The 12,350-nt window shown below is 40.0% G+C and carries 14 protein-coding genes; 6 read left to right on the top strand and 8 right to left on the bottom strand.

Features of this window, described 5'->3' with window-relative positions:
• Positions 1–16: 16 nt before the first annotated feature.
• Positions 17–781, top strand: a complete 765-nt coding sequence (locus tag AC1D7X_RS19305) for an SDR family NAD(P)-dependent oxidoreductase (RefSeq protein ID WP_495457449.1) — start codon at positions 17–19, stop codon at positions 779–781.
• A gap of 146 nt (positions 782–927) precedes the next feature.
• Here the strand turns inward: AC1D7X_RS19305 and AC1D7X_RS19300 are convergent, their stop codons facing one another.
• The 3 genes from AC1D7X_RS19300 to AC1D7X_RS19290 are packed head-to-tail and all read right to left on the bottom strand — an operon-like array spanning position 928 to position 3,502.
• The gene (locus AC1D7X_RS19300; RefSeq protein WP_495475960.1) at positions 928–1,812 is read right to left on the bottom strand and encodes a hypothetical protein; all 885 of its coding nucleotides are present in this window, start codon (positions 1,810–1,812) and stop codon (positions 928–930) included.
• 13 nt (positions 1,813–1,825) lie between these two features.
• A complete protein-coding gene (locus AC1D7X_RS19295) occupies positions 1,826–2,524 on the bottom strand; it encodes an AlkZ-related protein (protein WP_495457451.1) in 699 nt (232 codons plus the stop codon).
• A 27-nt stretch (positions 2,525–2,551) separates the two neighbouring features.
• Positions 2,552–3,502 (bottom strand): helix-turn-helix transcriptional regulator, encoded by a 951-nt coding sequence (locus AC1D7X_RS19290; RefSeq protein ID WP_495475959.1) that lies wholly within the window; start codon positions 3,500–3,502, stop codon positions 2,552–2,554.
• A 210-nt stretch (positions 3,503–3,712) separates the two neighbouring features.
• Here AC1D7X_RS19290 and AC1D7X_RS19285 point away from each other — a divergent pair, with 210 nt between their 5' ends.
• Positions 3,713–4,201, top strand: coding sequence for a double zinc ribbon domain-containing protein (locus AC1D7X_RS19285; RefSeq protein ID WP_495457453.1), 489 nt, complete (start codon positions 3,713–3,715; stop codon positions 4,199–4,201).
• Positions 4,202–4,293: 92 nt separating this feature from the next.
• Here AC1D7X_RS19285 and AC1D7X_RS19280 read toward each other — a convergent pair whose 3' ends face one another.
• The gene (locus AC1D7X_RS19280) at positions 4,294–5,298 is read right to left on the bottom strand and encodes an aldose 1-epimerase (RefSeq protein WP_495457454.1); all 1,005 of its coding nucleotides are present in this window, start codon (positions 5,296–5,298) and stop codon (positions 4,294–4,296) included.
• A gap of 200 nt (positions 5,299–5,498) precedes the next feature.
• On the opposite strand from AC1D7X_RS19280, the gene AC1D7X_RS19275 reads away from it, so the two are divergent.
• Entirely contained in the window at positions 5,499–6,086 is a 588-nt protein-coding gene (locus AC1D7X_RS19275) for an RNA polymerase sigma factor (protein WP_495457455.1), read from the top strand.
• Positions 6,067–6,864, top strand: coding sequence for a hypothetical protein (locus tag AC1D7X_RS19270; RefSeq protein ID WP_495457456.1), 798 nt, complete (start codon positions 6,067–6,069; stop codon positions 6,862–6,864). Before AC1D7X_RS19275 ends, AC1D7X_RS19270 begins: the two co-directional genes overlap by 20 nt.
• Before the next feature lie 67 nt (positions 6,865–6,931).
• Here AC1D7X_RS19270 and AC1D7X_RS19265 read toward each other — a convergent pair whose 3' ends face one another.
• The 4 genes from AC1D7X_RS19265 to AC1D7X_RS19250 all read right to left on the bottom strand — a co-directional run bounded on the left by AC1D7X_RS19265 (position 6,932) and on the right by AC1D7X_RS19250 (position 10,313).
• Positions 6,932–7,498: a hypothetical protein gene (locus AC1D7X_RS19265; protein WP_495475958.1), complete on the bottom strand. Its 567-nt coding sequence runs from the start codon at positions 7,496–7,498 to the stop codon at positions 6,932–6,934.
• Positions 7,499–7,661: 163 nt separating this feature from the next.
• Complete coding sequence (locus tag AC1D7X_RS19260; RefSeq protein WP_495457458.1) at positions 7,662–8,975, bottom strand: hemolysin family protein; 1,314 nt, start codon at positions 8,973–8,975, stop codon at positions 7,662–7,664.
• A gap of 314 nt (positions 8,976–9,289) precedes the next feature.
• On the bottom strand, positions 9,290–9,823 hold the full coding sequence (gene gerQ, locus AC1D7X_RS19255; protein WP_495457521.1) for a spore coat protein GerQ: 534 nt from the start codon (positions 9,821–9,823) through the stop codon (positions 9,290–9,292).
• Positions 9,824–9,890: 67 nt separating this feature from the next.
• On the bottom strand, positions 9,891–10,313 hold the full coding sequence (locus tag AC1D7X_RS19250) for a cell wall hydrolase (RefSeq protein ID WP_495457459.1): 423 nt from the start codon (positions 10,311–10,313) through the stop codon (positions 9,891–9,893).
• 177 nt (positions 10,314–10,490) lie between these two features.
• On the opposite strand from AC1D7X_RS19250, the gene AC1D7X_RS19245 reads away from it, so the two are divergent.
• Together AC1D7X_RS19245 and AC1D7X_RS19240 are read left to right on the top strand one after the other, a co-directional pair.
• Complete coding sequence (locus AC1D7X_RS19245) at positions 10,491–11,444, top strand: carbohydrate ABC transporter permease (protein WP_495475957.1); 954 nt, start codon at positions 10,491–10,493, stop codon at positions 11,442–11,444.
• A complete protein-coding gene (locus tag AC1D7X_RS19240) occupies positions 11,441–12,265 on the top strand; it encodes a carbohydrate ABC transporter permease (RefSeq protein WP_495457461.1) in 825 nt (274 codons plus the stop codon). The genes AC1D7X_RS19245 and AC1D7X_RS19240 overlap by 4 nt, the downstream gene beginning before the upstream one ends.
• The last annotated feature ends 85 nt before the right edge of the window (positions 12,266–12,350 follow it).

The following is a 12,350-nucleotide window of genomic DNA, read 5'->3' as shown; positions in this document are numbered from 1 at the left end:
GAGAGGAGTTAACAGGATGTTGAACATTGACTTAACGGGAAAGACAGCCCTAATCACTGGGGCTACGGGACAACTTGGAAGAGTGATGGCTCGTACGTTAGCGGAATGTGGAGCAAATATCATTGTCCATTATCATGGTAATGAGGCAAAAGCAAATGAGTTACAACAAGAAATAGAGTCTATCGGAAGACGTTCTATGACTGTTCGAGCAGATATCACCCAATTCGATGATGTGTTGAATATGAAGAGTCGTGTATTAGAGCAATTTAAGACTGTTGATATTGTAGTCGCTAATGCTGTTGTTCAATATGAGTGGAAGTCTATCCTCGAACAACCTCTTGAAGATTATGCTAGCCAGATCGATACTTGTGTCATGCAAAGTGTGTATTTGGCTAAAGCATTCGTGCCTTCTATGATCGATCGCAAAGCTGGACGGTTCATAGGAATTAATACGGAATGTTCTATGCAAAATGCTCCGGGTCAATCAGCTTACGTAGCTGGTAAAAGAGGTATGGACGGCGTATACCGTGTTCTTGCCAAAGAAATAGGCGAACATCAGATTACCGTCAATCAGATTGCGCCTGGATGGACGATTAGTGAGAATGACAGACTCAATAACACGGAGGTTAGCGAGGGTTATAACCAATCTGTTCCGTTGAAACGCCGTGGAACTGATCAGGAAATTGCTAATGTCGTAGCTTTTGTGGCATCAGATCTAGCCAGCTTCATCACAGGTGCATACATTCCTGTGAATGGTGGAAATGTGATGCCTGCGATTTAATTGAAATTCGTCCAGCAGATGGACACGAGCTTCTTCTGAGATCATAAATGAAGACATCATTTCGTGTCGCTTACAGCATCTACGTTAAAAAGGCTGAGTTCTCCCACATCGGGTGACTCAGCCTTTTCATGTGACACAGTCCTATTTTATTCTCGAAGCGTTAGTAACCGATCCACCGTAATCGAACCTCGCCACTCAGCTTCATTCCCTGGACTGATGGCTGCCCATCTGATCGGCCACCCTCCATCCTCTTGTTGCTCATTAGTTAATGCGATTAAATGCTGTGTGACGATGGCTGGCGAGATCCATTTACGACAATAGCTGTTCGATAACGGTGCATAGTCCAATACCTTATGTACATATCCCTCCGCATGAGGATCTAGTTCGATGGTTCCTTCTTGTTGCAGTTGTTCATCTAGCCAGCGTATCAAGGGAGCAGCTTGATCTCGATCAGGCGTATTCACCAAAAATGTAATACATTGAATTAGATCATGATAGTCTTTCGTATTAATCTGTGTCATTGAATCCCATACGAATTGAAGGGATTGTTCGAACCATGGTTCCTTGTAGAAGGAAGTTAGAACCGTTTGTTTATACAATAAGCCTAGTATACTTCCAGTTGGATTCATCGAAGCGATGTGGTCCTCCTTTGTTGTCCACCATGGGGCATGAGGGTCTGTGTTCAGACTACGGAGCGCTCTGGGTAATCCACCGGTATCAGGAATTGTTATTTTAGAAAGATAGGATACGATCCCCTCTATTATGTCCTTATCGAAGACGCCGATTTCATTCATGATCAGGAGAGCCATTTCGGTAGGTATTGGCTGACTACCAGCTGTGCGAATATCTGGTTCCAAAGCATTTCCGAATCCACCATCGACGTTCTGATACATCTTTAATACGTTCAACACAGCAGCAGCTGATCCCGCTTCGAAATGAAATTCATATCTTTTACGATCTAACAACCTAGCATTTGAATATATAAACGTTCTAGCAAGCTCCAATTGATCTGTTGTCAACAATGAACTCAACCCCATTCCTTTTTTAAGATAAATGAAATTGCTTATGAAGATAAGTAAATGCCTCTGGGCTACATACACCTTCTAGTTTAGCTTTCAATTCAGCAGCAGCTTCTTCACGACTAATGGATAGCTCCTTAACCCCTTCATAGGTCATCCAATGTTCTACCGTTTCATAAGAGGTACTATTCCATCCATTGGCTTCTCCCAGCTCATTTACCCTTTGTTTAACCCCCGAGATGACAATATCCAGATTACCTTGTAATTCCATTAGGGCTTGATCAAACGTCGATTTCATTTCTTTCGCTTTCATGCCAGCTTGAGCTCGTAATTCCCGTGTATCAATACCTTCGTTATTCTGAATGCATTGGTATACATCTAATGCCGATTTAGATATTAAACCATCCCTGTAACGAGTTTCTAGCGTGTCTGGATGACCAAGAACCTTAAGTACATATGGAAACCAGTCCCGTGATACCAGAATCGCTTTCTTTTTCAGCATTTTACCGTAGGCGGCTATACCATCTCCCGGAAATCTTACTCTCCACGACCAAGGATCTTGGTCTGTTCCTGAATGCCATTGACTCAGTTCAGTTACACTTGTAAGAGAGGGATGTCCTGGGATCAGCGGTGCAAGCGGGAGAATGCCCACACGCTTTATAAGCTGTGTTGCTTCTTCATACGTATGAATTATTTCATAATCTGTGTTTGGTTCTACCTTCATCTACAATCCCATCTCCTTTAATCTAGGTTAACTCCTATAACGATCGTGTTCCTCTTTCGACTTGGCATAGATTTCGTGTCTGAGCGAGGTAGGTTCAATGACTTCTGCATCCATCCCTATGGAATAAAATAATTGAATGACCCAAGGAAACTCTGACGCTGGAAGATCGAATTCAGCAAGCCACTCATCTTCCCCAATAGATGTAATACATTCACCGATATGCTCGTCCTTCTCAACTTGAAGCATTCCTTTGTAAGTCAATTTGACACGTATATGTATATCTGCTAGTTGTTTCTGAACCTCTTGCTGGGTTTGTGAACATGATGGATTGATATCCGATAATTCTAATACCTCTGGAGGCTCCTCCTCCGTTACCTCTTCCATACGATCCACTCTAAAGGTACGAGTCACTCCATGGGTGTGAGAGTACGCTTCACAATACCAGAATCCATGTGCTGCATAAATCTTATGAGGTTGAAGGAGTAATCTTCTGTGATGATTCATGGACTTATAGCGCGTAGAGATCCACTTAGACTCTGCCGTTAATTGAATTAATGATGATAAGTATGGTGTTGAGTATTTTCTAGAGGGAACGTTCATTTCCAAGGTTTGAAGTAAGGGTTGAAGCTGGTCGACCATACTCTTCGGAAGAAGATTATTAATTTTATCTCTTACCGTCCATCGTTCACTGTTAAAAGGTGTATCTGGATATTGAATTAGACCTTCTAACGCGAATAAGACAGTTAGTGCCTCTTGCGAAGTAAGTTGAAGCGGTGAGAGCTGGTATCCCTCCATAAGACGAATTCCACCCTGAGGGCCACTTATTGCATATAGAGGAACACCCATCTCAGACAGAGATTGAATATCTCGCAAAATCGTTCGTCGTGATACCTCCATTTTATCTGCCAAAGATGAAGCCGTCTCTCCACGTTGCTGTAACGCCATAATGATGGCCATTAATCGGTCCATTCGTTTCATTCTTGCCCATCCCTTCAACAAGCTATGCCATGATTATAGCAAAGGATTAGTGACATCTTGTATGTCACCATTATTTTACCAACCAAACGATTCATCTAAGGAATCTTACAAGGTCATACAAGACAAACCAAAGCCATACAATAGAACAACAACCGTAAATTTAAGCTGTTTAAGGGGATTCATACGTATACCCCTAAAAGGAGGATTAGGATGTCACAGTTCTTCAATAAAATGAAACAAGGTGTCTCTGATGCAGGCAAAAAAGCACACAATACCGTTGAAGCAGCTACACTAAAAATTCAAATGACATCGAAGGAAAAAGAAATAGATAAGAATTTTATAGCGATTGGTCGAATAATTCATCAATCCGTAGCTCGCAAAGAAACGATCATCCCAGTCTTGGATATTCAGAAATATCAACAAATCATCGTGAAATTGGAACACGAAATAGCGCATATGCAACGGAAGATGCAGCAGATTCAGAGTCAAAAAGAGTGTGGTTGTGGCAAAATGTTACCTTCTGATGCTACCTATTGCCCTTTTTGCGGACAACAATTTAATATTGTAAAAGTTAGAACAGTCCCTTTGAGTGGGCAGACCCCTTCTAACGCTAACCAATCTCATTGCACACAGTGTGGTTCATCCGTTACCACGTTGGATCATTTCTGTAAAAGTTGTGGACATCAATTATTATCATGATTGGTGGATCATATCGTAACGATGTATACAATTAGACACGGGTGCCGTCTTAGTATTAAGACGGCACCCGTTTTAGTTGAATATATATTATATTAAGCCTCAATGTAATACAAACGGCTTGTTTCTTCCCAACTCTCACCAGGAGCAAGTCCAATTAGGCCGATCTCTTCAGCATCTCTTCCCTGAATGTTTGGAGCATTCACTAGGTTCATCTGAGGTTCAGGGCAGAAGTATTGTCCGCATGCACCATTATTCCAGATCATCCAGTGCTTATAGGATGTACCTACATCATAAATGAGCTTATCCCCTGTTCTTGTATCTGTAAGTTCCATCATATTGCGACCATTCTGAGGAGTGGCTGTATAGTGATTATCCATACCAGCAAAGTAAGGACTAACACCTTCACCCTTCATTAATTCCTCATCGTGGCTTAAAGGTTGAATATGACCTGTTGGTAAGTTACGATCATTCAATTCTTGACGTTCCCCGATCGTAATCTTCACTCGATAATCTGATGCACTACTCTCGGGTACAAAAGGAGCGTTAATTGCAGTATGGAAAGCAAGTAAATTCGGCATCCGTTCCTTACCTTCATTCTTCACCGTCACCTGTTGCTGAAGTCCAGCATCACTAAGCGTATAACGAAGGGTAATGGTGAATTCAAAAGGGAAATATTTTTTATATAAATGGCCTTCACTAACTTTCTGTGTTAGGACCACTTTACTCTCATAATCATCTGAAGAGAAATGCACAACATTCCAAGGTAAAGTATGCATATAGCCATGTAAATGATTGCCCATAGCTTCCTCATTGATCGGTAATATGTATTCCTTCCCTTCCCATAAGAACTTGCCATCCTCAAAGCGATTCGGTGGGAATAACACTGGAATTCCATAAATGCCTGGACTTGCTTTGAAATCTTCCATTTCATTCTCTTTAGGCTCACGTAAAAAATGATACCCTTTCTCTGTGTCACGGAACAAAATTAGATTTCCACCTATCTCAGGTAACACAGCAGCTTCAAAACGACCGTGTTTAAGCCATATCGCTTTTTCTCCCTGGAAGTCGGTTTCGTATGCGGAATATTGAGTAGTCATGATTTCCTCCTAAGATATTGGTTGTAGTAATAAGGTATATCATACCATGTAATAAAGCGTTAACAAAAGAGTATCTATCACATCAGATCATGAAATAAAATAGGCATTTTTCCTGTGAATCATGTAAAATGGATATCATGATGATGTAAATATTACCACTTTTACCTTAGTTAAGGTCTTTGTATAGGGAGGGAAGTATCATGTCGAACAATTTAAGCCTTTTGGTAGCTGCAGAATTCAATCAAATTAGTGAGCTACTTCAAGAAAAAATATACTATGAATACTACGACTATGTGTATGGTATGATCTATTGTATTGTGAAGGACCATGCAACTACAGAAGATATTATACAGGATGCCTTTGTGAAAATTATTACGAAGAAGCCACCTTTTGAGAATGAAATTAAACTCAGAGCTTGGTTAAAGGTAGTTACCCGAAATACTTCTATAAGTTATTTAAGAAAAAATAAAAAACATCGTAACCAAGTTGACATTGACAGCGTTTATACATATATAGATGAGGTATTACAATCTCCAGTCTCAGTTGAAAATTCTGTGGAAAGTAAGATGATGGAGGATTCCATACTTTCCTATATCAATGCATTAAAACCTGAGTTCCGTGTATTAATTGAATACCGCTGGAAACAAGGGTTATCGTATAAAGAAATGTCTGACCTTCTTGATCTTCGGGAAGATGTTATCAAACAAAGACTCTTCCGAGCACGGGAGAACATTAAGAAAATGTTGCATAAGGAATGGGGTGTAAAAGATGAACAACGAAAAATTTGATCAGTGGTTTGATGATGCTTTTGACAACTCGGTTACTTCATCTTCCCTTTCTTCTGATGAATCGAAGCAACAATCATGGAAAAAGGTTCAAGGCCAAATTAACAAACACAATACCTTCAAGAAGAGAATGCGCCATTTCCAACTTGCTGCTGTCGTGGCAGCGTCGGTTGCGGCTGGTGCAATTATATTCAATCCCCCTACGTTAACTCAAGCCGTGTCTCCAATGTACTCTTCCATCAAAGAGTGGGGAGATGGCGTAGTAGAAATTATATTTAGTTCCAATGTTCAAGGATCCAAAGAGAATGCAAAGACTTCTGCACCACCAAATGTTTATCCAGAAGACGAGGATAATCCTTCTGCTGTATTGGATAGAGTAGTTGAGTTTCAATCAAAACTATTAACAATAGAGGAAGTACAGAATGAAATCTCTTTCTCTTATCCAAACATACAACATATTCCCGATCGCTTGAAGTTAGTAAGTTCTGAACTCCCACCGAACACCAGCGTTGAGAAATCGGATCAGGTTACGATGACCTATAGAACGGATAACGAAGAAAGCATGAGAATTATCTTACAGTCGACCCATAATCTGATACGAACGACTTCTCATGGTTCACCGGATACAGAAATCCTAACATTAGATAATGATATAGAGGCCTACTTTACTCCAGGTCGATTTAATGATATACAATTCCTATATAATGGACTGCAGATTCGGATGTATGGTAATGTAACCAAGGAAGAGCTCTTACAAATGGTAGATAGCCTGCCTAAATAGGTCATTATGTAAAATAAATAAAGGGTAGAACCAGTTATACTGGTTCTACCCTTTTGTTTATTCATTCTTATTTTGTAACCAATAAGGAACCTGTGTATGCAACCTGTTCTTCTTTTACAGTTCCTTTTTTGACCCAATGGTTACTTCTACCTCGATAATAGAATCCTTCTGTCGCTGTCCATGTCACACTACCGCTATAATAGTCTGTTAGAGTAGACGATAACGTTGTACTTTGAACGGTAATCCAAGTGGATCCTGTCCAGCGTTCTAGACTAACATCAGCACCTATAGAGTTTACAGTCTCATAAGCCATAGTCATCGCTTGAAGTTTCACCTTCAAGCTACCTACATCCGAAATAGAAAAACTAGCATCATATAGGTATTTGAAATTAGGATTAATTGTTTTGATCTGCATATCTGATTTAGGAGGTGCTGTTGTGAGTGCGCCTGCCTCTTTCACTTCTTTATTAACTACCGCTTTACTCTGAGATTCCAATTGTGGAGGTGGTGTTGTTAGAGCACCTGTCCCTTGCGCATCCGTACTATCAGCGCTCACCTGAATTGAAAACATCATGCTTGCTAACGCGACTAACACAGTTAAAGTTAAGACTTTCTTCGGCTTCATCTTTTTCATACATTAAGTATCCTCTCTGGGTTATCCTGGAATATAATATAAACGCTTCCTATCAGAGAGAAGTTACACATTACCGCGAAATTTTTGTACTTTTTTTATTAAATACAACTAATCGCCATAATTCTTAAATTATTAGTCCGAGAATACCGGTAGAATAGACTTTTTATGCGCCTTCTTCTTCTTGCATCGGTTGTTTTCTAAGCAATTGAATCCGGGAGATACGTTTGTTATCCGTTTCATCCACGATATATATATAATTATCGAATTCCACGGATTGACCTTTCTGAGGAGGTATAGCTTCAAGTCTTGAGTAGAGCCAGCCACCGATCGTATCATAATCGGCCGTATCCATCTCCAGTCCGAAACGTTCATTGATCTCATCAATTAGCATTAAGCCATCAATAGAGAATTCATCTTCTCTTATCATCTCAATCCCTGGTCGCTCTTCATCAAATTCGTCTTGAATTTCGCCTACGATTTCTTCCATGATATCTTCCATTGTGACAAGGCCTGAAGTCCCACCGTACTCATCAATTAATATGGCAATTTGCGACTTACTCCGTTGCATTAATTTCAGCAATGCACTGATCTGGATAGACTCTGGTACAGTAATAATAGGTCGAACAATATTCGGGTATTCTATATCGTTAGCTCTAATTAAATCTTTGATATGAATAAAACCGATGATGTTATCTTTATCTCCATCGCATAGTGGATAACGAGTTCTCATTCCGTCATATGCAATTTCTAAATTTTCTTCTCTTGGAACATGTTTGTACAGGCAGATCATTTCCGTTCTAGGAATCATGATCTCACGCGCGGTCGTCTCCGCAAATCCGAAGATGTTATCTACAAGTGCGAGTTCAGTGTTGTTAATTAATCCACTTTTATTACTTTCTTTCAACAAGATCCGTATTTCTTGCTCCGTGTGAGCAGAATCTTGTTCGGATTCAGGCGCAATGTGTAAAATTCTCAATATTAGATTTGCTAATCCGTTGATCAGCCATATAAACGGTGACATGATTTTATAGAATAGGGTTATAGGCGCCGCGGATAATAAGGTCACTGAATCTGACTTCCGAAGTGCTACTGTCTTGGGTGCTAATTCACCTAATACGATATGAAGGACGGTAACAATAATAAATGCGATAGCTACAGAAATACCACTTACTACAGGATCACTGTACCCCAGTAAGTTAAATAGTGGATATAATAATCGTGCAATAGCTGGCGCACCAATCCATCCAAGACCTAATGATGCTACTGTAATTCCAAGTTGACAGGCTGATAAGTATACATCTACGTTATTCGTAATGTTTCTTGCTAATATCGCACCTTTACGTCCATCTGCTACCATTGTATCTATTCGGCTAATTTTTGCTTTCACCATGGCATATTCAGCAGATACAAAAAAACCATTTAATATAATTAAAACAAAAACCCAAATTAAATTTATCTCACTCGGTAATGGGTTCAATCGTTATCCTATTCGTCGTAATCCTTCACTGACGAATAGGTACACCTCCTTCGTTTTTCTAAAATGTGTTGCTGATTCATTAACCTGTTCTCTCCACATAGCATCAATTTCCCAAGCGACTCTCCTCCGTTCATTCGAAAGTTAAACCTATAATTAATTATATAGTTATACATTACACAGTCAAACAACAAGGTATGACTGAATTTTACAGAAACCATGAGTTTTGATGTAAAAACAGCGATTTACCACGCTAAAAGGGGTGCCTTCGTCAATTGCGACGATAAGGCACCCCTTTTTGATGTTTAAGACCGATTTTAACGTCTTCCTTGGCCCGGATTCCCAATAACTCCAGGATATTGATAGTTAATTGGTTCATCAAATGTAATGTAATCTAAGTAGATCGTTAACAAGATCACTCTACGACCTGTTGCAGGCTCACTAATAATGATATGATCACGTCCCGCAGCTTCAACAATCCCTTTAAATATCTTCGCATTCCATTCTTTATTATTCTCGTAGGTCATATAGAATGTTCCGCATTTTCCCAAATTCATTCTCAAAATATTCTCTACATACGATTGCTCATACACAGGAGCATTGGTTGACACCACATTTCCCGTTGGCGTCATAGGGTTGCCACTGGCTACTTGCGGAGGCATCATATATGATCCTCCCATCATTCCTTGGTTCAACTGAGCGTTCGCCTGTGGACTCATCTGAGCATTCATTTGAGAATTCATCTGAGGACTCATCTGTGAATTCATTTGTGGGCTTACTTGTGATCCATAAGATCCACGTTCATTACCAATTTGATAATTTACCGGTTGAAAGGGTTGCATTAACATAATTAAAATTCCTCCTTATATTGAAAAACATTAAATATTACATGGATGATGTTATTAGCTTACGCTCATTCTAGTAGACTGTCGGACAGTCTTCTGCGGTTGGTGTGAAGAAGCAATGTGCTTTAAATCTTCCTGTATTTTGTTGGTTGTACCATGTGGCAGGACAATCTCCTGTTGGTCTGAAGAACCAAAGCGCGTTACTTGCAGGCCAAGTACGTTCGCCTCTTATAGCTCTTTCAGCAAGTCTGATATCTTTTTCTCGTGCTCGTTGATAAAAATAACCCTTCTGAGGAGCTTCAAATCCTCCTGGACTTTGGTAAACCATATCGTTAATGTTACGAACATTATTGAAATCCAAACAATCCCCTAATATTCGGTTCACACCAACATTGCCTACCATAAGCATGCCTAGTTCTCCATCTTCTTCCGCTTCCGCCCTCATGAGTCGTGCTAACACCTTAATATCTTCCGAATTTGCCTTAACTACTGGCATCCAATACACCTCCTTGCTCGTGAACTTTCTAACTTCACAGTATCTTATGTACATTCGCCTAGATGGTGACAACTAAAAAATAAACAATTATTTTACACCCTCATGACATTCTCCTAATATCCAAGCTTTATGCTCATTGTAGAAATAAGACTATTAGAGAGAGAGGTACTGCCGTTTATGGAAAAAGAAGTCGTCATCCAACCTACACTGAAGCATAATGTTTTCCTATCTACATTCAATACCCGCTCCTTACGTACAAATCGCTTCCTTGAACGCATACTTGCGTTTTTATTCCTTGCACCATCATTATTATTGTTTAGTACTTTTCTCTTTTACCCTCTTATCAAATCCGTATATTTAAGTATGTATTTAACTGATCCACGAGGTCGTATTGCTCAATATGTAGGTCTTCGTAATTTTACAGACTTGCTGACATCGGATCTTTTTTACAAAAGCATGACCGTTACAATAAGCTTCATCCTTTTAACTGTACCCACAGGAATCATTATTGCCCTGGTCCTTGCATGGCTAGCACAGACGCGATTACGGGGAATGGTTGTTTTCCGTTTTATTTTCTCACTGCCTATGGCAATCTCCGTAGGAACAGGATCCATCATCTGGATGATTCTTTATCACCCTACGCTAGGAACGCTGAACTACTTCCTTAGCCTACTACATATCGCACCCATTAACTGGCTTACCGATCCTAGCTGGGCGCTCTTATCGATTGCAATCATGACCGTATGGATGAACTTGGGCTTTCAATTCATTGTATTACTAAGTGGTATGCAAGGCGTCTCAGATGATATCTATGATAGTGCACAGATCGATGGAGCGGGTCCACTTAAAACCTTCTTTAGCTTAACGCTTCCTCTAATCACACCTTCCATATTCTTCGTAACGGTTGTGTCTATGATTGGCGCTTTTCAATCGTTCGGGCAGATCAATATTCTAACCAAGGGAGGACCCGTGAACAGTACCAATGTCATGGTGTTCAATATCTATCAAGATGCATTTGTGAATTACCGATTTGGGATAGGTAGCGCACAAGCCCTGATTCTATTCTGTATTGTACTCATCCTCACATTGATTCAGTTCAAGTTCTTAGAGAAGAAGGTGCATTATCAATGATCATGAATCGAACGAATCGAATTCTACTTTATATTGCACTGCTCATGGCATCCTGTCTCATTTTATTTCCGATGCTATATACACTGTCCTCTTCACTTATGACCAATAGTGAATCCGCAACCTATCCACCTAGATTGTTACCAAGTCATCTTAATTGGGAGAATTATATCCAGGTCGTGCAGACGATTCCCGTTTTACGATTCATTGAGAACAGCTTCATTGTGTCCACACTTATTATGCTTGGACAGATCATTACTGCAAGTACGGCTGCCTATGCTTTTGCATTCCTTCGCTTTCCTGGTAAGACTTGTCTATTTGCCTTGTTCCTTGCTACGATGATGATCCCATGGGAGGTCATTATGATTCCCAATTATCTGACTATTAAAAGTTGGAACCTACTTGATAGTTATACAGGGTTAATTCTTCCCTTTGTTGCTTCTGCTTTCGGTACGTTTTTATTAAGACAATCCTTCTTACAGTTGCCTCGGGAATTGTTCGAAGCTGCACGTATAGATGGTTGTGGACATATTCGAATCTTTCTTTCACTGGTACTACCTCTCTCTACACCAGCAATCGCTACACTTGGCGTATATTCATTTTTGAATCATTGGAATATGTACTTATGGCCACTGCTTATTACGAACAAAGAAGAAATGCGGACGGTTCAGATCGGGATCAGCATGCTCCAGTTTGAAGAAATGACGTCGTGGAATCTGGTCTTAGCAGGTGTAGTTACTGTTCTCATCCCTTCTCTATTGCTACTGGTTGTTGGTCTAAAGCCCCTTGTACGAGGGATTACGGCTGGAGCACTTAAGGGCTAGATTCTGTAAATAACTTCAATGAGATTCTTCTTCACGCGATCCGGTATTAGATTATTCCATTTGAGGGATAGTTCTAATTTCAGAT

This window comes from Paenibacillus sp. Y568 (genome assembly GCF_059445545.1).
The sequence above is the reverse complement of the archived record's forward strand: the minus strand, read 5'-3'. Positions and strand labels throughout refer to the sequence as shown.